The organism is Streptomyces sp. E11-3 (assembly GCF_046540415.1).
Classification (GTDB): Bacteria; Actinomycetota; Actinomycetes; order Streptomycetales; family Streptomycetaceae; genus Streptomyces.
The window spans coordinates 377324-401118 of record NZ_JAZGRL010000002.1 but is presented as its reverse complement, the minus strand read 5'-3'; the positions used below and the strand labels follow the sequence as shown (position 1 = coordinate 401118).

22 protein-coding genes and 1 pseudogene are annotated in these 23795 nt (G+C 72.1%); 13 read left to right on the top strand and 10 right to left on the bottom strand.

Annotation, left to right across the window (positions count from 1 at the left end):
- Positions 1-56 precede the first annotated feature (56 nt).
- Positions 57-1421, bottom strand: a complete 1365-nt coding sequence (locus U9R90_RS20585; protein WP_411058120.1) for a dipeptidase — start codon at positions 1419-1421, stop codon at positions 57-59.
- Positions 1422-1658: 237 nt separating this feature from the next.
- Between U9R90_RS20585 and U9R90_RS20580 the strand changes: the two genes are divergently transcribed.
- Positions 1659-3023 (top strand): geranylgeranyl reductase family protein, encoded by a 1365-nt coding sequence (locus tag U9R90_RS20580; RefSeq protein WP_411059751.1) that lies wholly within the window; start codon positions 1659-1661, stop codon positions 3021-3023.
- Here the strand turns inward: U9R90_RS20580 and U9R90_RS20575 are convergent.
- A complete protein-coding gene (locus U9R90_RS20575) occupies positions 3007-3477 on the bottom strand; it encodes a nitroreductase family deazaflavin-dependent oxidoreductase (RefSeq protein ID WP_411058119.1) in 471 nt (156 codons plus the stop codon). The two genes, U9R90_RS20580 and U9R90_RS20575, sit on opposite strands and share 17 nt — an antisense overlap.
- A 134-nt stretch (positions 3478-3611) precedes the next feature.
- Here U9R90_RS20575 and U9R90_RS20570 point away from each other — a divergent pair, with 134 nt between their 5' ends.
- Positions 3612-4313, top strand: a complete 702-nt coding sequence (locus tag U9R90_RS20570) for a TetR/AcrR family transcriptional regulator (RefSeq protein WP_411058118.1) — start codon at positions 3612-3614, stop codon at positions 4311-4313.
- A 13-nt stretch (positions 4314-4326) separates the two neighbouring features.
- On the opposite strand, the gene U9R90_RS20565 is transcribed toward U9R90_RS20570, so the two are convergent.
- Positions 4327-5160, bottom strand: coding sequence for an AfsR/SARP family transcriptional regulator (locus tag U9R90_RS20565; protein WP_411058117.1), 834 nt, complete (start codon positions 5158-5160; stop codon positions 4327-4329).
- Positions 5161-5290: 130 nt separating this feature from the next.
- Between U9R90_RS20565 and U9R90_RS20560 the strand changes: the two genes are divergently transcribed.
- The 3 genes from U9R90_RS20560 to U9R90_RS20550 are packed head-to-tail and all read left to right on the top strand — an operon-like array spanning position 5291 to position 9485.
- The gene (locus U9R90_RS20560) at positions 5291-7495 is read left to right on the top strand and encodes an MMPL family transporter (protein WP_411058116.1); all 2205 of its coding nucleotides are present in this window, start codon (positions 5291-5293) and stop codon (positions 7493-7495) included.
- 53 nt (positions 7496-7548) lie between these two features.
- Positions 7549-8823 carry a histidine kinase gene (locus tag U9R90_RS20555; RefSeq protein WP_411058115.1) on the top strand — a complete coding sequence of 425 codons (1275 nt, stop codon included), beginning with the start codon at positions 7549-7551 and terminating at the stop codon, positions 8821-8823.
- Positions 8820-9485, top strand: coding sequence for a response regulator (locus U9R90_RS20550; protein WP_411058114.1), 666 nt, complete (start codon positions 8820-8822; stop codon positions 9483-9485). The genes U9R90_RS20555 and U9R90_RS20550 overlap by 4 nt, the downstream gene beginning before the upstream one ends.
- On the opposite strand, the gene U9R90_RS20545 is transcribed toward U9R90_RS20550, so the two are convergent.
- The 4 genes and pseudogenes from U9R90_RS20545 to U9R90_RS20530 all read right to left on the bottom strand — a co-directional run.
- Positions 9446-9751: a DUF6332 family protein gene (locus U9R90_RS20545; protein WP_411058113.1), complete on the bottom strand. Its 306-nt coding sequence runs from the start codon at positions 9749-9751 to the stop codon at positions 9446-9448. The genes U9R90_RS20550 and U9R90_RS20545 overlap by 40 nt on opposite strands.
- Positions 9751-10491 (bottom strand): maleylpyruvate isomerase family mycothiol-dependent enzyme, encoded by a 741-nt coding sequence (locus U9R90_RS20540; RefSeq protein ID WP_411058112.1) that lies wholly within the window; start codon positions 10489-10491, stop codon positions 9751-9753. The genes U9R90_RS20545 and U9R90_RS20540 overlap by 1 nt, the downstream gene beginning before the upstream one ends.
- A gap of 177 nt (positions 10492-10668) precedes the next feature.
- Positions 10669-10965, bottom strand: coding sequence for a hypothetical protein (locus tag U9R90_RS20535; RefSeq protein ID WP_411058111.1), 297 nt, complete (start codon positions 10963-10965; stop codon positions 10669-10671).
- Between the two features lie 89 nt (positions 10966-11054).
- Positions 11055-11750: pseudogene (locus tag U9R90_RS20530) on the bottom strand (serine/threonine-protein kinase); the annotation flags it as partial.
- Between the two features lie 166 nt (positions 11751-11916).
- Between U9R90_RS20530 and U9R90_RS20525 the strand changes: the two are divergent.
- Entirely contained in the window at positions 11917-12576 is a 660-nt protein-coding gene (locus U9R90_RS20525) for an alpha-ketoglutarate-dependent dioxygenase AlkB family protein (protein ID WP_411058110.1), read from the top strand.
- Positions 12577-12613: 37 nt separating this feature from the next.
- Here the strand turns inward: U9R90_RS20525 and U9R90_RS20520 are convergent, their stop codons facing one another.
- A complete protein-coding gene (locus tag U9R90_RS20520) occupies positions 12614-12745 on the bottom strand; it encodes a hypothetical protein (protein WP_411058109.1) in 132 nt (43 codons plus the stop codon).
- A 112-nt stretch (positions 12746-12857) separates the two neighbouring features.
- On the opposite strand from U9R90_RS20520, the gene U9R90_RS20515 reads away from it, so the two are divergent.
- From U9R90_RS20515 to U9R90_RS20500, 4 genes are all read left to right on the top strand, one after another.
- Positions 12858-14093, top strand: a complete 1236-nt coding sequence (locus U9R90_RS20515; protein WP_411058108.1) for an ROK family protein — start codon at positions 12858-12860, stop codon at positions 14091-14093.
- 178 nt (positions 14094-14271) lie between these two features.
- Positions 14272-14553, top strand: coding sequence for an SHOCT domain-containing protein (locus U9R90_RS20510; protein WP_411059750.1), 282 nt, complete (start codon positions 14272-14274; stop codon positions 14551-14553).
- Complete coding sequence (locus U9R90_RS20505) at positions 14550-15362, top strand: ABC transporter ATP-binding protein (RefSeq protein ID WP_411058107.1); 813 nt, start codon at positions 14550-14552, stop codon at positions 15360-15362. The genes U9R90_RS20510 and U9R90_RS20505 overlap by 4 nt, the downstream gene beginning before the upstream one ends.
- Positions 15359-17929, top strand: coding sequence for an ABC transporter permease (locus tag U9R90_RS20500; RefSeq protein WP_411058106.1), 2571 nt, complete (start codon positions 15359-15361; stop codon positions 17927-17929). The genes U9R90_RS20505 and U9R90_RS20500 overlap by 4 nt, the downstream gene beginning before the upstream one ends.
- Positions 17930-18100: 171 nt before the next feature.
- Here U9R90_RS20500 and U9R90_RS20495 read toward each other — a convergent pair whose 3' ends face one another.
- Both U9R90_RS20495 and U9R90_RS20490 read right to left on the bottom strand, forming a co-directional pair.
- A complete protein-coding gene (locus U9R90_RS20495) occupies positions 18101-18592 on the bottom strand; it encodes an ATP-binding protein (protein ID WP_411058105.1) in 492 nt (163 codons plus the stop codon).
- A 207-nt stretch (positions 18593-18799) separates the two neighbouring features.
- A complete protein-coding gene (locus tag U9R90_RS20490) occupies positions 18800-19129 on the bottom strand; it encodes a hypothetical protein (RefSeq protein ID WP_411058104.1) in 330 nt (109 codons plus the stop codon).
- A 316-nt stretch (positions 19130-19445) separates the two neighbouring features.
- Here U9R90_RS20490 and U9R90_RS20485 point away from each other — a divergent pair, with 316 nt between their 5' ends.
- From U9R90_RS20485 to U9R90_RS20475, 3 genes are all read left to right on the top strand, one after another.
- On the top strand, positions 19446-20576 hold the full coding sequence (locus U9R90_RS20485; RefSeq protein ID WP_411058103.1) for a PLP-dependent cysteine synthase family protein: 1131 nt from the start codon (positions 19446-19448) through the stop codon (positions 20574-20576).
- A 307-nt stretch (positions 20577-20883) separates the two neighbouring features.
- Positions 20884-21924: a UDP-glucuronic acid decarboxylase family protein gene (locus tag U9R90_RS20480; protein WP_411058102.1), complete on the top strand. Its 1041-nt coding sequence runs from the start codon at positions 20884-20886 to the stop codon at positions 21922-21924.
- On the top strand, positions 21921-23795 hold the full coding sequence (locus U9R90_RS20475; protein WP_411058101.1) for a glycosyltransferase: 1875 nt from the start codon (positions 21921-21923) through the stop codon (positions 23793-23795). The genes U9R90_RS20480 and U9R90_RS20475 overlap by 4 nt, the downstream gene beginning before the upstream one ends.

The following is a 23795-nucleotide window of genomic DNA, read 5'->3' as shown; positions in this document are numbered from 1 at the left end:
CGGGTTCAGCTCGCCGCGTACCGTCTCACGAGCTCACGAGCTCACGAGCGCAGGGCTCAAGAGGCCTTGCCCGCTGCGTACTTCTGCAGGAACAGCGCCTCCGTCACCGACAGCCGCCGCAGCTCGTCCGGCGACACGCTCTCGTTCGGCGCGTGGATCTGCGCCTCCGGCTCGCTCAGCCCGATGAGCAGGATCTCCGCGTCCGGGTAGAGCGCGCCCAGGGTGCTGCACAGCGGAATGGACCCGCCCTGACCCGCGTACTGCATCTCCTCACCCGGGTACGCGACCCGCATGGCCTCGGCCATCGCCGCGTACGCCGGACTCGCGGTGTCCGCGCGGAACGGCTGGCCCTGGCCGATCTGGTCGATCCGCACGCGGGCACCCCACGGGATGTGCGTCTCCAGGTGGGCGCGCAGCAGCTTGGTCGCATCCGCGGCGTCCACGCCCGGCGGCACCCGCAGGCTGATCAGGGCGCGGGCGCTCGCCTGCACCGAAGGGGTCGCGCCGAGCACGGGCGGGCAGTCGATGCCGAGCACCGTGACCGCGGGGCGGGCCCAGATGCGGTCGGCGACGGTGCCCGAGCCGATCAGCTCCACGCCGTCCAGCACCTTGGCGTCGGTGCGGAAGCCGTCCTCCGGGTACTGCAGACCGTCCCAGGACTGGTCCCCGTCGAGACCGTCCACCGTGGTCGAACCGTCCTCGCCACGCAGCGAGTCCAGTACGCGGATCAGCGCACCGAGCGCGTCGGGCGCCGCGCCGCCGAACTGCCCGGAGTGGAGATTGCCCTCCAGCGTGTCCACTTGGAGCCGCAGCATGGTCATCCCGCGCAGCGTCGAGGTGACCGTCGGGGTGCCGACCCGGAAGTTGCCGCTGTCGCCGATGACGATCGAGTCGGACTTAAGGAGTTCGGGGTGCGCCTCGGCGTACCGCTCCAGGCCGCCGGTGCCCTGCTCCTCTGAGCCCTCCGCGATGAACTTCACGCTCACCGGAACCCCGCCGTTCGCCTTCAGGGCGCGCAGCGCGAGCAGATGCATCAGTACGCCGCCCTTGCAGTCGGCCGCGCCGCGCCCGAACCAGCGGCCGTCGCGCTCGGTCAGCTCGAAGGGCGGGGTGACCCAGGCCGCCTCATCCAGCGGGGGCTGCACGTCGTAGTGCGCGTACAGCAGGACCGTCGGCGCGCCCTCGGGGCCCGGCAGGAAACCGTAGACGGACTGGGTGCCGTCCGGCGTGTCGAGCAGCGCCACATCCGTGAAGCGCTCGGCGCGCAGCGCGTCGGCCACCCAGTTCGCGGCGGCCTCGCTCTCGCTCCTGGGGAACTGCTCGAAGTCCGCCACAGACTGGAACGCCACCAGTTCGGCCAGTTCGGCCTTCGCTCGCGGCATCAGCGAGGCGACGGTTTCCACTATCTGACGGGACGGCATGGGCACGCTCCTGGTGGGTGCGACGTTGTACATACGGGTGCTGGGTAAGCACTGCGGATACGGTGCCGATCCTCCCACAGCGGGGGTACGGCGGCCTCCGCCGTAGGATGCCGTGGACAGGAGCGGCAGCGAGCTTGACCGGGAGCGGCAGACCACGTGAGCAGCGAGAACCCCACTGAGCACCCCACCGAGAACCCCATCGAGCACTCAGCCGAGCACTCAGCCGAGCACTCAACCGTGCACGCAAGCGAGGACTCAAGCGAGGACTCTGCGGACGGCACCCAGCGGGTATGGGACGTCGTGGTGGTCGGTGCCGGTCCCGCGGGCGCCAGCGCGGCCTACGCGGCCGCGGTCGCCGGACGCCGCGTCCTGCTCCTGGAGAAGGCCGAACTGCCCCGCTACAAGACCTGCGGCGGCGGCCTCATCGGCCCCTCGCGCGACGCCCTGCCGCCCGGCTTCGAACTGCCGCTGCGCGACCGGGTGCACGCGGTGACGTTCTCCCTTGACGGCCGCTTCCCCCGCACCCGCCGCTCCCGGCAGATGCTGTTCGGGCTCATCAACCGCCCCGAGTTCGACCAGCGGCTGGTCGAGGCCGCCGAGAAGGCCGGCGCCGAGCTGCGGACCGGTGCGACGGTCGCGCGCGTGGAGCAGCACGGCCCGGCCGTTCCGGACCGGCGCACGGTCGCCGTCGTCCTGAACGACGGTGAGACCGTGCTCGCCCGCGCGGTCGTCGGCGCCGACGGCAGCGCCAGCCGGATAGGAGCCCATGTCGGCGTACGGCTGGACCAGGTGGACCTCGGCCTGGAGGCGGAGATCCCGGTGCCTGAGTCGGTCGCCGAGGACTGGGCGGGCCGGGTGCTCATCGACTGGGGCCCGCTGCCGGGCAGCTACGGCTGGGTGTTCCCCAAGGGCGACACACTGACCGTCGGGGTGATCTCGGCGCGCGGCGAGGGCGCGGCCACCAAGCGCTACCTGGAGGACTTCATCGGACGGCTCGGCCTCGCGGGCTTCGAGCCGAGCATCTCCTCGGGGCATCTGACGCGCTGCCGCACCGACGACTCGCCGCTCTCGCGTGGCCGGGTCCTGGTGTGCGGGGACGCGGCCGGACTGCTTGAGCCGTGGACCCGGGAGGGCATCTCGTACGCTCTGCGGTCCGGGCGGCTCGCGGGGGAGTGGGCGGTCAGGATCGCCGAGGCGCACGACGCGGTGGACGCGCGTCGGCAGACGCAGAACTACGCCTTCGCGATCAAGGCGGGGCTCGGCGTGGAGATGAGCATGGGACGGCGGCTGCTCGCCGTCTTCGAGCGCAGGCCGGGCATGGTGCACGCGGCGGTGACCGGGTTCCGGCCCGCGTGGAGGGCGTTCGCGCGGATCGTGCGCGGGTCGACCTCACTCGCCGAGATCGTACGGGACCATCCGATGGCCCGGCGCGCGATGACGGCCCTGGACCGGCCGCCGCAGCCGCAGGACCCCGGGAACGAGAGCGGTACGGGCGCCGGAGCCGAGGCCGCGGCCGGTGCCGGGAACACCAGCGGGGACGGGAACACCGGCGGAGGCGGGAACACCGGCGAAGGCGGGGCCGAGGTCACTTCTGGACGGTGATCAGGAAGACCGGGTGGTCCGGGGCGGACGCGAGGAGCTCCTCGTCGGTCGAGGTGGCCGTCGTGCCCTGGAAGTAGCCGTTGACCTCCCAGCCCCAGCGCTCCAGGTAGGTGCGCAGGATCTGGACCTTCTCCTGGTCGTCGGGGATCTCGACGGCCGTGAAGGTGCGGACCTTGCGGCCGACCCGGAGCTCGCCGCCGCCCGCGGCGCGCATGTTGCGTACCCACTGGGAGTGGCCGCGGGCGGACACCAGGTACTGGGCGCCCTCGTGGTGGTGCGGGTTGACCGGGACGCGCTGGGGCCGCCCGCTCTTGCGGCCGATGACCGAGAGCTCGGCGGAGCCCAGGAGGCTGACTCCGTGGCGGGCGAGCCAGCCGATGAAGCCGTTCAGACGCGTGGCGACGGGTCCGGCCTTGAGGTAGTACGGCTGCGACGATGACGATGACGACGACATGGCGACCTCCGAAGTGTGAGCACTGCTCTCGCTTGTGAGCAGTGTTCCACGGGTGGCGATCCAAAACAAGAGCACTGCTCTCGAATTGGTGCGGCGCTCTTGTTTCAGTGCGCTGCTCTGGCAGACTGGCCCCTATGAGCAGCACACAAGGCGCCAGGGAGCGCGCCCGCATCGAAGTCACCGCGGCCATCAAGGACGAGGCCCGCAGACAGCTCGCCGCGGACGGCGCGGCCAAGCTGTCGCTGCGCGCCGTCGCCCGCGAGCTCGGCATGGTCTCCTCGGCGCTCTACCGCTACTTCCCCAGCCGTGACGCCCTCCTCACGGCCCTCATCGTCGACGCCTACGACGCCGTGGGCGAGGCCGCCGAAGCCGCTCACGCCGCGACCGAAGGTGCCGCGCCCGCGGAGCGCTGGGTCGCGGTCTGCGGCGCCGCCCGCGCATGGGCCCTCGCCCATCCGCACGAGTACGCGCTCATCTACGGCTCGCCCGTGCCCGGCTACACCGCCCCACGGGACACGGTCGGACCGGCGTCCCGGGTGGGCCTGCTGCTGATCTCCCTCGCCCGGGACGCCCAGCACGGCGCGGGGCTCGCGGTCCCGCGACTGTCCGAGGCGGTACGCCCGGAGGCCGAGCGGCTGGCGGCGGACCTCGCGCCCGACCTCCCCCCGGCGACGGCCGTGGCGCTGGCAGCGGCCTGGTCACAGCTGTTCGGCCTGATCTCCTTCGAGGTCTTCGGCCAGTTCAACCGGATCGTCGAGGACCGAGCGGCGTTCTTCACGCAGGCCACTGCCCAACTCGCCCACACCGTAGGCCTGGTGACGCCCCAGGCTCGATGAAGGCGCGGGGCCGTCAGGCGGCGGGCGCCGACCCCGGCAACAGCGCAGGGTCCTGCCGCAGCACCCGCTGGTGCAGCGCCCGCAGGGCAGGACCCGGATCGGCGCCCATCGCCTCGGCGATCCGGGACCGGGCCTCCGCGTAGGCGAGGAGCGCGTCCGATGAGCGCCCGCTGCGGTACAGCGCGAGCATCAGCAGATACACGAACCGCTCCCGCAGCGGATGCGCCGCCACCTGATGCACCAGCTGGTGGACGCACTCGTGATACCGCCCCAGTTCGAGATCGGCTTCGAGCCGGGCCTCCAGCACCATCAGCCGCTTCTCCGCGAACCGCCGCCGCTCCGCCGCCAGATACGGCCCGGCCAGACCCTCGGCGAACTCCCCCCGCCACAACGCCTCGGCCCGCTCCGCCAGTTCTCCGGCCCCGCGCAGATCCCCACCGTTCCGCGCGGCGAGCGCCTCCCGCAGCAGAGCCCGCCGCTCCCGCAGATCGTCGGCCGCCGCGCCGGTAAGCCGGTAACCACTGCCGGTCCAGACGAGCTCGGGCCACACTCCCACGCCCGTACCGTCGCCCGCGTCAACGCCCGTACCGGCCCCCGCACCCACGCCCGCGCCGTCGAAGGCCCGCCGCAGCCCGGATACGTACTTCTGCACCAGATTCCGCACCTGGCCGGGCGGCTCCTCGCCCCACACCGCCGCCACCAGCGCCTCGTACGACATCGGCCGCCCGTCCTGCAACAACAGCACGGCCAGCACGGCCCGCTGCTTCGGCGGCCCGAGCGGCACCTCCGTACCCCCATACAACGCCCGCAACCGGCCCAGCAGTTCGAACCGCATCCCCTCAGCCATGGGCCGAGCGTATCCCGGTCCATGCCGTCCAGCGGATCTTCCAGTGGACCTTCCAGCGGGCCTTCCAGCGGACGGTCAGCGGCCCCCGCGACCGTGGCAGCACACACTCCTGACGAAAGGGCGCACCACCATGCTGACCCGGCTCGGCCGTCAACTGGTGCGGCACAGCGGTGCCGTACTGATCACCGCACTCGTGGCCCTGCTGGGCCTGGGCGCCTACGGAGCGGGCGCGCAGAGCGACCTGGACCTGTCGCGCTGGGACGCGCCGGGCACCGAGTCGGTGGCGGCCGGCGAGGTGCTGCGTGCGGAGTTCGGGACCGGTAACCCGAACCTCGCGCTGCTGGTCACCGCACGCGGCGGCGATGTCGACGCGCCCGCCGTCGCGGCCGCGGCACGGGAGCTCGGCGCCGAGGTCGGCAGGCTCCCGATGGTCACCGACGTGTCCTCGTACTGGCGCGGCGGCAGCCAGGCCCTGCGCAGCGCGGACGGTTCCCGCGCGCTGATCCTGGCCCGACTGGAAGGCAACGCCACCGACACCCGTGAGGAACTCGCCGAGCTTTCGCCCCGCTTGACCCGTACCACGCCTGATCTGACGGTTCAGGTCGGCGGCCAGGAGGAGATCTCCCGGCAGGTCGGCGAGCAGGCGCGCGCGGACTTCCTGCGCGCTGAGGTACTTGTCCTGCCCGGTGTTGTGCTGCTGCTGGTTCTGCTGTACCGGCGTACGGCGGCCGCGCTGCTCACCGTCGGCGTCGGGGTGTTCTCGGTCCTCGGCACGCTCGCGGGGCTCAGGGCCCTGGCGCAGTTCACCGAGGTGTCGACCTTCGCCGCGAACCTCGCACTTGTCCTGGGACTCGGTCTTGGGATCGACTACAGCCTGTTCATGATCAGCCGCTACCGTGAGGAGCGGCATGCGGGCCACGCGCAGCGCGACGCCGTGGTCCGGTCCACCTCCGCGGCCGGACGCACCGTCCTGTTCAGCGGGGTCACGGTCGCCGTCTCGCTCACCGCGCTGCTGGTCTTCCCGTTCTTCTTCCTCAGTTCGTTCGCGTACGCGGGCGTGCTGGTCGTGGCGACGGCCGTTGCCGGAGCACTGCTCTTTCTGCCCGCGGCCCTGGCCCGCTGGGGCCATCGCGTGGAACGCACGGGGCCCGTACGGGATCGCGGCCTGTGGCATCGGGCCGCTCTGACCGCCATGCGGCGCCCCGTCCTCACCGGTGCGGCCGTGCTCGCCGTGCTGCTGCTCGCCGCGTCGCCGCTGCTCGGCCTGACGTTCGGACTGCCGGACGAGCGCACCCTGCCCGAGGGCGCCTCGTCGCGCACCACATCGGAGATCGTCCACAGCGAGTTCCCCGCCGAGCCGACCGACACCATCCAGGTCGTCCTGCGCGAGACCCCGCCCAAGACCCCGCGCGGGACCCCGGAGGCCCCCGAGACCGGGGCGTACGCGGCCGAGCTCTCCCGCATCCCCGGCATCTTCCAGGTCGACGCGCCCACCGGCACCTACCGCGAGGGCAACCGCACCGGTGAACCGCGGCAAGACGGTCTGACCTCCCCGCAGGGCGGGCTGCGACTGGCCGTCATACCGACCCAGGAGGCCATGTACGGCGATGTCCCGGCCCTCGTCGAGGAGATCAGGGCCCTGGACGCGCCCGCCCCCGCCCTGGTCGGCGGCTACCCGGCCGAGACCAGCGACTTCCGCGCCGTTCTCCTGGACCGGCTGCCGTACGCCGTCGGGATCGTCCTGGTGGCGACCTTTCTGATCCTCTTCCTGATGACCGGGTCGCTGCTGCTGCCCGCCAAGGCCACCGTGCTCAACCTGCTGAGCCTGTCGGTGATGTTCGGCTGCCTGGTCTGGGTCTTCCAGGAGGGACATCTGTCCGGCCTGCTCGGCTTCACGCCGACCGGCTCCATCGAGCCGAGTATCCCGGTGCTGATGTTCTGCGTCGCCTACGGACTCTCGATGGACTACGAGGTGTTCATGCTGTCGCGGATCAAGGAGGAGTACGAGCGCACCGGCGACACCGAACGCGCGGTAGCGGCCGGAATCCGGCGCAGCGCACCCCTGATCACCGCGGCGGCCGCCATCCTCGCGCTGTCCTTCCTGGCGTACGCCACCGGCGGCGTCGTCTTCCTCAAGGAGCTCGGTGTCGGCACCGCGCTGACGATCCTCGTCGACGCGACCCTGATCCGGGTGGTGCTGCTGCCGGTCGCCATGCGGCTCGCGGGCCGGGCGAACTGGTGGGCGCCAAGGCATTTGCGGCGCCTGCACCGCAGGGCCGGTCTGAGCGAGGCTCCGGCGCCGGAGACCGGCGTACTCCAGCGGGAGTATGTGTGATCACTGCACTGGGCTGACGTCGCGGAAGGGCGCCGCGGTCTAGCGTGGCCGGTATGGATGAGCAGCGCAGACGCAGGTGCGGTATGCCGCGGGGCTGGCGCGGACCGGCGTGGTGGCGACAGGGCCCGGCGTGGTGGCGACACGGTCCGGCCGGCCTCCGGCGCTGGGAGGAACAGACCGGGGAGGGCGGGCTGCCCTGGATCTCCACGCTGGCCCTGGGGGTCTTCGTCCAGCTGGGCACCACCTTCGCGGCCGAGGGGCAGGTCGACTACCGTGCCGACGTCGACCTCTACGCGCGGGCGCTGCTGCTGATCGGCTCGGTGCTGCTCCTGTGGCGCCATCGCCAGCCGGTGCCGGTGGTGTTCGGTGTCGCGGCGAGCACCATGGTCTACCTGGGCGCCGGATACCCGTACGGGCCCGTCTTCTTCAGTGTCGCCCTCGGCGTCTTCGCGGCGATCGTCGCGGGTCACCGGCGCGCCGCCTGGTCGGCCGTCGGCACGCTGTGGCTGGGGCACCTGCTGATCGGGCACTGGCTGTACCGCTATCTGCCGCCGTCCGGGGACGGGCCCACTTCCTGGAGCGACGAACTCGTCGTCGCGACCTGGGTGGTGGCCATGGCCGCCGTCGCCGAACTGGTCCGCCTCCGCAGGGAGCAGTGGGCGCGAGAGCGGGCCGAGCGGGCCAAGGCCGCCAAGCGGCGGGCCGACGAGGAACGGCTGCGTATCGCCCGCGAACTCCACGACGTACTGGCCCACTCCCTCTCGGTGATCAACGTCCAGGCGGGCGTCGGACTCGCCCTCCTGGACGGCGACCCGGAGCAGGCGCGCACCGCGCTGACCACCATCAAGTCGGCCAGCAAGGAGGCGCTCGGCGAGGTACGCCAGGTCCTGGACACCCTGCGCGGCCCCGGCGACGCGCCGCGCGCCCCGGCGCCAGGACTCGACCGGCTCCCCGAACTCGTCACCCAGGCCGCGAGCGCGGGACTCACCGTGGACGTCGACACCGAGGGACCGCGCGCGACTCTGCCGCCCGGCGCCGATCTCGCCGCCTTCCGGATCGTCCAGGAGGCGCTCACCAACGTCGTACGGCACTCGGGCTCACGCCACGCGCGCGTACGCGTGCGCTACGACGACGAGGCCCTGGAGCTTCGGGTGGACGACGACGGTCCGGCGAGTCACGCCGACGCGGGCGGCAGCGGCAACGGCCTCGCCGGAATGCGGGAGCGCGCGGCCGCGTTGGGTGGCACGATCGAGGCGGGCCCACGCCCGGACGGCGGTTTCCGGGTGCGGGCCCTACTGCCCCGGAGACCTGAGGAGAACACCCCGTGATCCGCGTACTGCTCGCCGACGACCAGTCCTTGGTCCGGGCCGGGTTCAAGGCCCTGCTCGACGCCCAGCGGGACATCGAGGTCGCCGGAGAGGCGGCCGACGGCGAGGAGGCGGTGCGCCTGGTGCGCGAACTGCGCCCCGACGTGGTCCTGATGGACATCCGGATGCCGCTGGTCGACGGCCTCGCGGCCACCCGGCAGATCACCGAGGCCCCGGACCTGGAGCAGGTCAGGGTGGTCATGCTGACCACCTTCGAGCTCGACGAGTACGTCTTCGAGGCGATCCGGTCCGGTGCCTCGGGCTTCCTGGTCAAGGACACCGAACCGGAGGAACTGCTGCGTGCGGTACGGGCGGTGGTCGAGGGCGACGCGCTGCTCTCGCCCGGTGTGACCCGTCGTCTCATCGGCGAGTTCGCGGCCCGCTCCAAGGAACCCGCGGCCGCCGATTCGCTGGGGCAACTGACCGAGCGGGAGCGCGAGGTGATGGCCCTGGTCGGCATCGGCCTCTCCAACGAGGAGATCGCCCGCCGCCTGGTCGTCAGCCCGCTCACCGCCAAGACCCACGTCAGCCGCACGATGGTCAAGCTGGGCGCCCGCGACCGCGCCCAACTGGTCGTCCTCGCCTACGAGTCGGGGCTGGTACGGCCCGGCTGGCTTGGCTGACCTTCCTCCTCGTCCTCGCGTACGGCCTCCCGGAACCGCCCCAGCACCCCGACCACCCGGAGCATGAAGATCACCGGTACCAGTACCGCGGCCGCGATCAACAGCGTGGTCTCCGCCCACCCCGGCAGCGTGAAGAGCACCGTGGGCCCGGCGACCGCGCCGAGGGTGAGCGCGGCGGCGAGCGTCGCGGAGAGCAGGGCGTACCCGATCTCCACGGTCATCGCGTCCCGCGTGGCCTGCGTACGGCGCCCCGATGTGTCGCGCATCAGCCCCACACCACGGCCGAAGTCTCGCGCCAGATCCGGGCCAGTTCCGGGTCCCCGGTGATCCGCGGTGCCGGAAGGCGGTTCCACAGCGCCAGATAGAGGCGCGCGGCGGGCCCGCTCAGCTCGCAGTCGGCCTCGCCCGCGTCGCCCCGCTCGGCAAGCGGCGGCTCCTCGGAGATACGGACCGTCCACACCGCGTCCGCGTCGGTGGCCCGCACCCGCAGCACGCCGGGCTTCGCCGCCCGCACCCGGCTCCTCGCACGGGCGTGCATGCCGCGGAGCAACTCGTCGATCCCGTCCACGGCGAAGGCCGAGTCGATGGTGTCCCGGTCCGTGCTGCTCAGCGCGGACTCCGAGTCCACCCGGTGCACCGTCGTCTCATGCGCCTGCCGCCGCGCCCAGAACGCGAGCGGCGACGGCGCGGGCAGAAACGTCCAGCACTCCACATCGGCGGGCGCGTCCTGGAGCGCGGCCACGAGCAGGGCGTGCCCCTCGCGGAACCAGGCGATCAACTCGGCGCCGTCCAGGTCGGGCTCCCCACCGGCGGGATGGTACGAACGGTGCCCTTCGACCACGAACGCCGTGGCCCAGCGGTGCACCATCCCGGTGTGCCGGAGCAGATCGCGCACCTGCCAGCCGGGGCAGGTGGACACGGTGGCGTCCGGCCCCGCCAACTCGGCGTTGCTGGCCAGAAGCTGGCCTTCCTTCTCAAGGACGCGAAGGTATTGGGCGATATCCATACCGGGAGTGTGCCTGATGGAGCCCACCGGATGCCGCCGTGTCCCACCCGGAGGCCGCTGTACGCTGCCGTGTCTCACCCTGGGTCGCTCAGTACTGCCAGCGCGCCTGGTTGCCGTCCATGCGGCAGAACTGTCCCGCGGTGTCACAGTTGCCGCCATCCGCGTAGGCGGGTCGCCTCAGCGGTAGTCGTCGGGGTGGTCCTGCATCCACGTGTTGATCTTGTCGCGGGTGCCGATCAGCAGGGTCTGGTGCTTCTTGAGGTTCTCGAAGGAGCGGTCCCCGTCGAGGGTCCGCCGCAGATCGGCGATCCACTTGATGGGTTCGGGGAAGTGGCCGGGGCCCTTCGGGTCCGCCTTCATCGCGGCGTCGAGGCCGTCGAGTTCGTCGTACACGCGGCCAAGGAAGTACGCGCAGTTACCCGGCGTGCAGGAGTCGTTCAGGGTGGCCTGGAGTGTGGCGAACGCGTCGCGCACCAGCTCCACGGGTGGTGTGGGGCTTGCGTCGTCCGGGGTGTCGTCGGCGACGTCGGTGGGTGGTGCGGTGGTGGGGGGTGCGGTGGTGGTTCCCAGTCCTTCGCCAGCAGGCCCTCGATCAGCGCGGTCAGTGCCCCGGCCCGCTCCGGCGCCCGCAGCGGCTCGGCGGCGATCGCGTACGCCGTCTCCAGCGCCGTGTCCCTGCGGAACGGGGGCCTGCCCTCCACGGCCTGATAGAGCGTCGCGCCCAGCGACCACAGATCGGACGCGGGCCCGGGCGTGCCGCCCTTGACCCGCTCCGGCGCCAGGTAGTCGACGGAGCCGACCAGCTCGCCCGTCCTGGTGAGCGTGGACGTGCCGCTGGCCTGGGCGATGCCGAAGTCCGTCAGCACCACCCGGTCGTCGGCGCCGAGCAGGACGTTTCCGGGCTTGACGTCCCGGTGCAGTACCCCCGCCGCGTGCGCGGCCCGCAGCGCGGCCAGCATGCCGAGACCGATCCGGGTCGCCTCCCGCGGCGGCACGGTCCCGTCACGCTTGATGACGTCGCCGAGCGTCTGCGAGGGCACGTACTCCATGACGATGCAGGGGCGTTCGTGGTCATCCACGACGTCGTGCACCACGACCACGTTGGAGTGGCTGATCCGCGCGGCACTGCGCGCCTCACGACGGGTGCGCTCGTACAGGGTGGCCAGTTCGTCGGCGGCCAGGTGCGGCGAGGCGTGCAGCTGCTTCACGGCCACCTGGCGACCCAGCAGCTCGTCCTCGGCCCGCCACACGGTGCCCATGCCACCGCGGCCTATGCGCTCCACCAGCCGGTATCTCCCGGCGATGCGCGCTCCCTCGTTCGCCGCCACCACGTGCCCCTCTGATCCCCGTTGTCATGGAGGCGACACGATAGCCGGGGGAGTGCGGGCTGCACGGTCCGGGGTTCGCCCTGGATGATGGGGAGCCATGGGTGAGGAACTGTTTCCCCGCGAACGGACCGAGATCGCGCCCGGCGCGGTGCACCTGCCCGACTGGCTCCCGGCCGACCGCCAGCGCCACCTGCTCCAGGCGTGCCGCCAGTGGGCGAAGCCGCCCGCCGGACTGCGCACGGTCCGTACGCCGGGCGGCGGCACCATGTCGGCCAGGCAGGTGTGCCTCGGCTGGCACTGGGGGCCGTGGCGGCAGGGCCCGCGCTATGTGCGTACGGCACTGGACGGCGACGGCGCGCCCGTGAAACCCATGCCGCCGTGGCTGGCAGACCTGGCCCGCGAGGCGGTGGTGGCGGCACTGGGACACGAGGTGGCGACAGCCCCGTACGACATCGCGCTCATCAACTTCTACGACGCCGACGCGCGGATGGGGATGCACCGGGACAGCGACGAGAAGTCCGACGCCCCGGTGGTCTCGCTCAGCCTCGGCGACACCTGCGTCTTCCGGTTCGGCAACACGGAGACCCGCACCAAGCCGTACAGGGACATCGAGCTGCGCAGCGGCGACCTGGTCGTCTTCGGCGGGCCTTCGCGGCTCGCCTACCACGGTGTGCCTCGGGTGTACGCGGGCACCGGGCCGCCCGGTCTCGAGCTGACCGGGCGGTTGAACATCACGCTGCGGGTGAGCGGGTTCTAGGGGGAGACGCCCCCAAGGCCGCCAGGGTTTCAGGCGGCTACTCGGGGAGCGCGTAGACGCCGTACCCGTGGCCCTGCGCGGTGATCCTGCCGCCGTCGATGTCCACGCCTGCGGCCTGCACGGCGCGGGCGCCGCCGACGCGGGCGGGGGGCGCAGGGCGATCAGACACTGGATGAGGGTGCTCGTCACGCGAGTGGGAGGTTCCTGTCCATGTACTTGATGACTGCACATAAATGGGGACCCCGCGTCCACGCGCCGGGGATCATGGGAGACTCGCCTCCATGAACGGCAAGGCGGAGCCCAACGAAGTCGGGCAAGTGTCCACGCGTACCCGGCTGGAGAGAGGGCGCGGCGCACTGGGACCGGCGCTCGAGCTCGTCCACACCGGCCGCGCGCCGACCCGTGCCGTCCTCACCGCCGAGCTGGGCGTCACCCGCGCCACCGCGGGGGCGGTCGCGGCCGAGCTGGAGGCGCTGGGGTTGATCCGGGTGGAACCCGGGGCCGCCGCCGGGTCGCAGGGCCGCCCCTCGCACCGGCTGGTGGTCGCGGACGACGGCCCCGTGGTGCTCGCCGCCCAGGTGCACGCCGACGGCTTCCGGGCCGCGCTCGTCGGGCTCGGCGGCGAGATCGTCGCCACCGCGCCCGGCTGCGAGACCATCGACGCCGACCCGGCGCAGGTACTCGGCTCCGTCGTCGAAGCGGGCGCCGAACTGCTCCGGCGGACCGGGCGGCGCTGTGCGGGCGCCGGGCTCGCCGTGCCGTCCGCGGTCGCCGAACCCGAGGGCAACGCGCTCAACCCGCTGCACCTGGCCTGGCCGGCCGGTGCCCCGGTCCGCGAGATCTTCGCCGCACAGGTGCGCGCCGCGAACCTGCCCGTGCCCGCGTTCACCGGCAACGACGTCAACCTGGCGGCGCTCGCCGAGCACCGGCACGGCGCGGGCCTCGGCGCCCGGCACCTGCTGTGCGTGGCCACTGGACACCGCGGCGTCGGCGGCGCCCTGGTACTCGACGGCCGCCTGCACACCGGCAGTTCGGGTCTGGCCCTGGAGGTCGGCCATCTCACCGTCAACCCCGAGGGCCGCCCCTGCTACTGCGGCAGCCGCGGCTGCCTGGACGTGGAGGCCGACCCGCTCGCCTTCCTGACCGCCGCCGGACGCACCCCGGGCCCCGAGGTGAACCTGCTGCAGCAGTCCCGCGACCTGCTTCGCAGGGAGTACGCCGACGACCCCCTGGTGCGGCGTGCCGCGGAAGAGCTCATCGACCGGCTCGGCCTCGGCCTCGCGGGCCTGGTGAACATCCTCAACCCCGACCGGATCATCCTCGGCGGCCTGCACCGCGAACTCCTCGACGCCGACCCGGAGCGGCTGCGCGCCGTCGTCGCCGACCGCAGCCTGTGGGGCCGCAGCGGCGGCGTCCCGATCCTGGCCTGCACCCTCGACCACAACAGCCTGGTCGGCGCCGCGGAACTGGCCTGGCAGCCGGTGCTCGACGACCCGCTGGGGGCCCTGGCCGGGTGACGGCCCGGCGGGTCAGCGTACGGCCGCCACGTCGCCGGAAGCAGCCGCCACGCGCCCGCGTACTCCCCGGGAGGTACGCACACGGCCGCTGGCCGTACGACGACCCGGACCCCCTCGTGGAGCGAGCCTCGATGCATCGAGGAAATCCCAAGGATTCGCTCCCGAGGAGATGAACGAGATGCAGACTCTGGCGCACTTCGCAGACGGCGGGCCCGGCCCGTGGATTCTGCTCTTCCCGCTGATCTGGGCGGCCGTCGTCATCGGCATCGTCAAGCTGTTGCGGCGCACCGTCTGGCGCGGCCGACACGGCCCAGGGCGCTCCGTACCCGGCGACCAGTCGCCGATCTCGCTGCTCGGCCGCAGGTTCGCCGCCGGTGAGATCGACGAGGACGAGTACTGGCGCCGGCTGTCCGTCCTGGACGAGCAGTTCGGCCCGAGCCGGAAGGGCGGTGCGGCATGAGCACCGACCTCCACACCCAAGCCGCGGCCCAGGTCGTCGACGCCGTGAAGGTCTACGGCAGTGGCGACACCGAAGTGAGGGCCCTGGACGGGGTGAGCGTCGGGTTTCCGGCCGGTCGCTTCACCGCGATCATGGGGCCGTCGGGCTCCGGTAAGTCCACCCTGATGCACTGCGCGGCCGGACTCGACACACTCACCGCGGGGACCGCCTTCATCGGCGACACCGAGCTGAGCACGCTCGACGACCGCAGGCTGACGCTGCTGCGGCGCGACCGCGTCGGCTTCGTCTTCCAGGCCTTCAACCTGCTGCCCACGCTGACCGTTGCCGAGAACATCACCCTGCCGATGGACCTCGCGGGCGTCCGTGGCGACGCCGAGTGGATCGACGCGCTGATCGATGTCGTGGGCCTGCGCGACCGGCTGCACCACCGGCCCACCGAACTCTCCGGCGGCCAGCAGCAACGCGTCGCCGTGGCCCGCGCGTTCGCCGGCAGCCCCGATGTCGTCTTCGCCGACGAACCGACCGGCAACCTCGACTCGCGCTCCGGCGAGGAGGTACTGCGACTCCTCGGCCGGGCGGTGCGCCAGATGGACCGTACGGTCGTCATGGTCACCCACGACCCGGTCGCCGCCGCCCACGCGGACGAGGTGCTCTTCCTCGCCGACGGCCGCCTGGTGGACCGGATGGAGGCGCCCACCGCCGAGCGTGTCCTGGACCGCCTCAAGGCCTTCGACGGACAGAGCACGCACGCCGAGAAGGACGAGAAGGACGAGAAGGACGAGAAGGACGAGAAGGAGGTGGCGTCATGAGCGCCGCATCCACCGCGGCGCGGATCAGCCTGTCCTCGCTACGGGCCCACAAGCGCCGCTTCGCGGGCACCTCCATCGCGGTGTTCCTCGGTGTCGCCTTCCTGGCCGGCACCCTCGTCATGGGCGACACCCTGCGGGCCAGCTTCGACACGATGTTCGCCAACGCCACCAGCGGCACCGACGCGGTCGTCCGCAGTTCCCAGACGATCACCACACCGGGCGAGAGCCAGGGCGTACGGCAGCCCGTCGACACCGGTCTCGTCGACGAGATCGCCAAGGTGCCCGGCGTCGCCGCCGTGGCGCCCGCCATCGAAGGCGCGGGTCAGCTCGTCGGCAGCGACGGCGAGCCGATCGGTGGACAGGGGCCGCCCACCGTGGCGGGCAACTGGATCGACGACCCGGAGCTGAACGCCTACCAACTGGCCGAAGGGCGCGCGCCGGAGAAGTCCGGCGAGGTCGTCGTCAACCGCGGCGCCGCGAAGTCCGGCGATCTCAAGGTCGGCGACACGACCACCCTGCGCACCCCCGACCCGGTCCAGGTGACCCTCGTGGGCCTGGCCACCTTCGGCGGCGAGGACGGCATGGCCCAGGTCACCTACACGGGGATGACCTGGGCCGACGCCGAGAAGTACCTCACCCCGAAGCCCGGCGAGGCCGCGTCCATCCAGGTGCGCGCCGGGCCCGGCACCAGCCAGCAGGACCTGGTCGACGCGCTGGCTCCCGTACTGCCCGACGGGCTTGAGGCGGTCACCGGACAGGCGGCCGCCGACGAGAACACCGAGATGATCTCCGGGCAGTTCCTTGACCTCTTCACCACCTTCCTCCTGGTGTTCAGCGGGATCGCCCTGCTGGTCGCGACCTTCTCCATCCACAACACCTTCGCGATCGTCGTCGCCCAGCGCACCCGCGAGAACGCCCTGCTGCGGGCCCTGGGCGCGGCCCGTGGCCAGGTGGTCGGCTGCACACTCGTCGAGGCCGCGGTCGTCGCGGTCCTGGCGTCGGCCGCGGGGCTGCTCGGCGGCATCGGCATCGCCGCGGGGCTGCAGGCGCTGTTCCCGGCCATCGGATTCCCCTTCCCCGAGGGCGACCTGGTGGTCAGCGGTCTCTCGCTGCTGCTGCCGCTGGCCGTCGGCATCGTGGTCTGCGTCGGCTCGGCGCTGCTGCCCGCCGTACGGGCCGGACGCACCGCGCCGCTGGCCGCGCTGCGGGAGAGCGCCGTGGACCAGTCCGGGGCCTCGCGGGCCCGTGCGGTCACCGGGATCGCCCTGGCGCTGGCCGCCGTGGGCATCACCCTGGCCGGGGTCCTGGCCACCCCGTCGATCTGGCTCGCGGGGACCGGGGCGGTGCTGGCGCTGGCCGCGTTCGTGGTGCTCGGGCCCGTCGCGTCCACGTCGGCGGTACGGGTCCTGGGCGGCCCGCTGGACCGGCTGCGCGGTGTCACCGGCGGTCTGGCCAGGCGCAACGCCCTGCGCAGCCCCAAGCGCACCGCCGCGACGGCCAGCGCGCTGATGATCGGTGTCGCGGTGGTGTCGCTGTTCACGGTCTTCGGCGCCTCGCTGAAGGCCACCATGGACCAGACCGTCTCGCGCTCCTTCGCGGGCGACGTGGCGGTCAGCGTTCCCGGCTTCGGCGCGAGCGGCAGCGGTCTGAGCCCCGAACTCGCGGGTGGGATCGCCCGACAGCCCGAGGTCGCCGACGCGGTCGGCCTGGGCCAGGGCGTCGCCGAAGTGAACGGCGCGGGGCGTGCGCTGACCGTCGCGGACCCGGTCGCCCTCGCCCGCGGCTTCGACCTCGGCGAGGTCGACGGCTCCCTCAAGGACCTCGGCACCGACGGCATCGCGATGTCGGACACCGAGGCCGACAAGCGGGACCTGAAGACGGGCAGCACCGTGGAACTGGCCTTCACGGACGGCGAGAAGCAGGACTTCACCGTCCGCGCGGTCTACGAGCAGTCGGAGCTCGCGGGCGACTACGTCCTCACCCGCGAGGCCTGGGCCCCACACCGGGGACAGGACTCGGACACGCTGGTCGCGGTCACGTTCGAGGACGGTGTGAGTCCGGAGGAGGGCAAGGCCGCGGTCAGCGGGATCGCCGCGGAGTACGGCAACCCGGATGTCCAGACGCGGGAGGAGTACGCGGAGTCCTCGGCCGGTGCCATCGACATGATGCTCACCCTGGTCTACGCCCTGCTCGCCCTCGCGGTGCTGATCGCCCTGCTCGGGATCGCCAACACGCTCACCCTCGCGGTCCATGAGCGCACCCGTGAACTCGGACTGCTGCGGGCCGTCGGACAGACCCGCGGCCAACTGCGGGCCATGGTCCGCTGGGAGTCGGTGCTGGTCGCCGCGTTCGGCACGGTGGGCGGCCTCGCGCTCGGCGGCTTCCTCGGCTGGGTGCTGGTCGAGGCGTCGGAGGGCGCGGGCGACACCGCCTTCGCCTTCGCGCTGCCGCCGGTACGGCTCGCGCTGGTGGCCCTGGTCGGGCTCACGGCCGGCGCGCTCGCGGGCTGGCGCCCGGCGCGGCGGGCGGCACGGCTGGACGTACTGCGCGCGATCGGTACCGAGTAAACGGTGTGACGGGGTAAACGGTGTGACGGGATGTCACCGCCCGGTCGGCCCACTACGGTCGACCGGGCGGGAGCGTGTGGGGGTGGAGCGCGGACCGTCCGTCAGACCGAGCGCAGACCCTCTGTCAGACGGAACGCAGGACCGTCCGTCAGACGGAACGCAGACCGTCCGTCACACCGGAGCCTGCTGCCCCGCGTCCCGGGTGTCCGCGTACCGGCCGTCGGCGGCCGCCCCGTACACGGGGTACGTGGGCAGTGCCATCGTCATCGGCGGCGCCGGGAGCGTGAACCAGACGATCTTTCCCGCGGCACCCTGCGGTCGCACCCCCCAGCTCTCGCTGACCGCGGCGACCATGGCGAGCCCGCGTCCGCAGGTGGCGAACGGCTCGGCGTCCCGCAGTTCGGGCAGCCGGGGGTCGTGGTCGTGGACGGAGACCGTGAGCCGGTCGAGCAGTAGCTCGATCTCCACGGTGCACATCTTGTCCGGCCTGGCGTGCCGGTGGACGTTGGTGAGCAACTCGGTGACACCGAGTGCGGCAACGTCGATCAACGGGTCGAGATGCCAGTAGCGCAATTGCGCAGATACGATTCTGCGGACCTGTCCGATCCGCGACGGCAGGGCCTGGAGCTCCACCGTGCAGTGCCTGCTGGGCTGGCTGATCACGGCTGCGACTCCCCGAATTGAGGTCCGGAAGAAGACGAAGATCGGAACCGGGGCGGAAGATCCCCGAGTCCCACAGTGGCTGCCTGCTGCTGGGGCGGTGGCTGGGTCACAGCGTAACCGCCGATAAACCCTGAGTGACGTGAGACCAGGGTGACTCAGCGGGTACGGGAGCGCAACTCGCGGCGCACGCCCCCGTTCGTCTCCGTCTCATCCCCGGGAGAGCGCGCCACTCGCCCTGCGCACCGCCTCGATGAACCGTCGCGCCGCCGGCGGCCCCGACTCGCCTGGCGCGGGGTCGTGCTCACCGAGCGTCAGGGAGTACCGCGTGCCGTTGACGGTGGCCTGCGCCTTGTCGTCGTGAGCGAACCACGGTTTACCCGCGCGGACCGCGTTCAGTGGCGCGCTGTCGATCTCCCGGCCATAGCTGGTCAGCAACTGGAGGCGCCCACCGCTGATCCGTACCTGACCGGCCCGTGTGAGCGAGCGCAGTCGCCGTCCGATCCGTACGCCCGTAGCTGTGAACTCCGGCTCCGTCATGCCGTCCGCCCCCTCGCTTCCCGCATAGTTGCCGCCGTGAACCTGTGCTGGGCAGTCTGCCCGCAGGGCGCCTCGAGCACCAGTGCCCCCCGGGGCAGTGTGGGTGCACTCGGCCGGGCGCGCGAATGCGCCCCCGCAGTGCACCGGCCCACGCCCCGGCGTCCGTTCCAGCGGTGTGCCAGGCGCCTGGGCAAGGTGGGGCTTTGGGGGTGTCAAAGGCGTCTTTATGCAGGTGAGAAGCGTGGGGAAGGTGTCTATGATCGGTGCCGTCCGGCTGTGGCCGCCAGGGTCCGGCACGAGGTGAAGGAGCGGCACCGTGAGCGACCCACAGCCCCCAGAGGCCGGTACGGCCAGGACCACCCTCGACGTCGACCGCAGCGATTCGGCCTACCGGGACTGGCTGAAAGAGGCCGTACGCAAAGTCCAGGCTGACGCCAACCGTTCGGCCGACACACATCTGCTGCGCTTCCCGCTGCCCGAGCAGTGGGGCATCGACCTGTACCTGAAGGACGAATCGACCCACCCGACCGGCAGCCTCAAGCACCGCCTCGCGCGTTCGCTGTTCCTCTACGGCCTGTGCAACGGCTGGATCAGGCCGGGCAGGCCCGTGATCGAGGCGTCCAGCGGCTCGACGGCGGTTTCCGAGGCGTACTTCGCAAAGCTCATCGGTGTCCCGTTCGTCGCGGTGATGCCGCGCACCACCAGTGCCGAGAAGTGCCGGCTGATCGAATTCCACGGCGGGCAATGCCACTTCGTGGACGACTCGCGCAAGATGTACGAGGAGTCGGCGGCCCTGGCCGTGCGCACCGGCGGCCACTACATGGACCAGTTCACCTATGCGGAACGGGCCACCGACTGGCGCGGCAACAACAACATCGCCGAATCGATCTACCAGCAGCTGCGGTTGGAGCGCTACCCGGAGCCCGCCTGGATCGTCGCCACCGCGGGTACCGGTGGCACCTCGGCGACCATCGCGCGCTATGTGCACTACATGCAGCACGACACGCGCATCTGTGTGCCGGATCCGGAGAACTCCTGCTTCTTCGACGGCTGGACCAAGGGCGACCCGGACGCGGCCAGCGACTGCGGCTCGCGGATCGAGGGCATCGGCAGGCCGCGGATGGAGCCGAGCTTCGTACCGGGCGCCATCGACCGGATGATGAAGGTGCCGGACGCGGCCAGCGTCGCCGCCGTACGCGCCCTGGAGCGGGCCATCGGCCGCAAGGCGGGCGGCTCGACGGGCACCGGCCTGTGGAGCGCGCTGAAGATCGTCGCCGAGATGGTGGCCGAGGGGCGCAAGGGGAGCGTGGTCACGCTGCTCTGCGACCCGGGGGACCGGTATCTCGACAAGTACTACTCGGACGCGTGGCTGGCCGAACAGGGCCTGGACATCACGCCGTACGCCGCCGCGATCGACTCCCTGCTGAAGACCGGGGTCTGGAACTAGAGCCGGTCTGGCCTACTGGGTACCCCGGCCGACGCGCGGGACCGGTCACCCGCGAGGGTGACCCGCGCTCCTCGCCGACAGCGGCCGTCCGCCAGGCCGGGGCGGCGCGGTCCGCGGTGCGTCGCCGACCGCGTACCGGCCGTTCGGCGGGGTCCACCACGCCGCATTAAGCAGGAAATGTGACTTATGCCCATACGCTCGTGCTCGCGGTTCATGGGGAACCGCCCCCGGCCCTGAAAGGCGCCTGAACTCTCCGCAACAGGGACAGGGGAAGCGTTTTTTCTTCGCGAGAATCCTGGAGAGATCCATGCGCGTTGCCGTGACCGGTGGCGGCGGTTTCCTCGGGTCCCATCTGTGTGAGGCACTTCTGCGGCGCGGCGACTCCGTCGTCTGCCTGGATGACTTCTCCACAGGCGACCCGCGGAACATCGCCCCTCTCCTGGGGGACCCCTCCTTCACCCTCATCCAGACCGATATCGCCGCCGAGCTCAGGGTGCCCGGCACGGTCGACGTCGTCGCCCACCTCGCCAGCCCGGCGTCTCCACCCGACTACCTCCGCCGCCCGCTGCAGACCCTGGCCGCGGGAAGCCGGGGCACCGAGAACGCGCTGCGCCTCGCGCACCGCTGCGACGCGCGTTTCGTCCTCGCCTCCACGAGCGAGGTGTACGGCGACCCGCTGGTACACCCGCAGGACGAGACGTACTGGGGGCACGTCAACCCGATCGGCCCGCGCAGCGTGTACGACGAGGCGAAGAGGTTCGCCGAGGCCATCACGCAGGCCTACCGTGGCAGCCTCGGAGTGAACACCGGCATCATGCGGATCTTCAACACCTACGGCCCGCGGATGCGTCCGCACGACGGCCGGGTGGTGTCCAGCTTCATCGTCCAGGCGCTCGCCGGTGAACCGCTCACCGTCTACGGGGACGGCAAGCAGACCCGCAGCTTCTGCTACGCCGACGACCTCGTACGCGCCATCGTCGCCATGATCGACAGCGACGAGCCCGGCCCGGTCAACCTCGGCAACCCGGTCGAGAAGACCGTGATCGAGCTCGCCGAACTCGTCCTCGCCGCCACAGGCGCCCGCTCCGACGTGCAGTACCACCCGCTGCCCGCCGACGATCCGGCCCGCCGCCGCCCGGTCATCACCCGCGCCCAGGAGCGGCTCGGCTGGAGCCCCGAGGTCGACATCGAGGAAGGGCTGCGCCGCACCGTGGAGTGGTTCGCCGCACGGCCCGCCGACGTGGCCGGTGCGCTCACCGCGATCAGGGGCGGCCAGCAGGACGGCGTCCCGCCCGATCCCGTCCTCGCGGATCCGGCCGCCGCGTCCCCCTGGAGCGCGCTTTCATGACGTCGGCCGATCCGGGTCGCGTCGCCGCTCCGGCCGGTCCCGGCGCACCCACGCCCCCGGTCGGCGACGCACCACAGGCCCTGAAGGACGAGATCCGGGGGATCTCGGACGGGAACGTGGTCGACATCGCCGCCGACGGACCGGTATTCGGCCGGCCGCCGCGCCGACTGTGGACCGTGCCCGGCGCCTGGGTCCGCACCCTGCGGGCTGCGGACCGCCGAAAGGCGGCCGTGCTGTCGGCCGGGTGGGTCGCCGCGGTCGTCTGGTTCTGGATCTGGTGGCTGCAGCCGGAGCACCGCGAGGGCTGGATCGGGCTCGGCGTGAACAGCGCCCTGCTGCTCTATCTCGCGCTGCTTCCCGTCTACTTCGTCGTCGCCGTGCTGCGGCTGCGCAGCCTGGACCGGTTCGTGGCGGTGCCGTCGCTGCGTACCGCCTTCGTCGTCACCCGGGCCCCGTCCGAGCCCTGGGAGATGGCCCGCACCACCCTGCGCGCCATGCTCGACCAGGACTTCCCGCACCCGTACCACGTGTGGCTCTGCGACGAGGACCCGTCGGCCCAGACCCTGGCCTGGTGCGCGGACCACGGCGTCCGGGTCTCCTGCCGCCGCGGCATCGCCGAGTACCACCGCACCAGCTGGCCGCGCCGCACCCGCTGCAAGGAGGGCAACCTCGCCTACTTCTACGACCACTGGGGCTACCGCGACTACGACGTAGTCGCCCAGCTCGACTGCGACCACGTCCCCGCCCGGCGCTATCTCACCGAGGTCGTACGCCCCTTCCATGACCCGGCGGTCGGCTATGTCGGCGCCCCCAGCGTCTGCGACGCCAACGCCGACGACTCCTGGGCCGCCCGCGGCCGGCTCTACCGCGAAGCCGTCTTCCACGGCGTCATGCAGCAGGGACACACCGACGGTCTGGCGCCCCTGTGCATCGGGTCGCACTACGCGGTGCGGACCAAGGCGCTGCGCGACATCGGCGGCCTCGGGCCCGAACTCGCCGAGGACTTCTCCACCAGCTTCCTGCTCAACTCGGCGGGCTGGCACGGCGCGTTCGCGATCGACGCCGAGGCGCACGGCGACGGCCCGATCACCTTCGCGGCCATGGCGACCCAGGAGTTCCAGTGGTCCCGCAGCCTCGCCTCCATGCTCTTCGGCATGGTGCCGCGGCACCTCGGCCGGATGCCCGGACGGCTGCGCGTACGGTTCGCCTTCGCCCTGTCGTACTACCCGCTCCTCGCCCTCACGACGACGGCCGGACTCGCCCTGCCGCCCGTCGCCGCCGTCACCGGCATTCCCTGGATCAACGTCAACTACTTCGAGTTCCTGGCCCGGTTCTGGGCGATGTCCCTGTGCCTGGTCCTGCTCACCGTGCTGATGCGCCGCCGCAGGCTGCTCCGCCCGGTCGACGCGCCCGTGCTGAGCTGGGAGAGCTGGCTGTTCAGCCTGGCGCGCTGGCCGTACGTGGCCTGGGGGGTCGGAGCCGCGCTCGTGCAGCGCGTCAGGCCCAAGGCGGTCGACTTCAAGGTCACCCCCAAGAGCCGAGGCGGCCTCGAACCCCTCCCCATGCGGCTCGTCGCCCCCTACCTCCTCATCACCGCGACACTCTCCACCGCCGCCGTGATCGGCGAGCTCACCGGGCCCGCGGCGGGCTATGTGTTCCTGTGCATCCTCGGCTCGACCGCGTACGCCGTCGTGACGCTCACCGTCTGCGCCCTGCACATCACCGAGGCCGCGCGGTCGGTGGGGATCGCCCCGTACCGCGCACTGCACACGGCCGCGGTGCCGCTGGTCGCCGGGCTCACCGTGCTGGCACCGCTCGCGCTGGCCCTCCTCCTGTTCCCGACCTACCTCACGGGCGTCCTCCACCTCTGA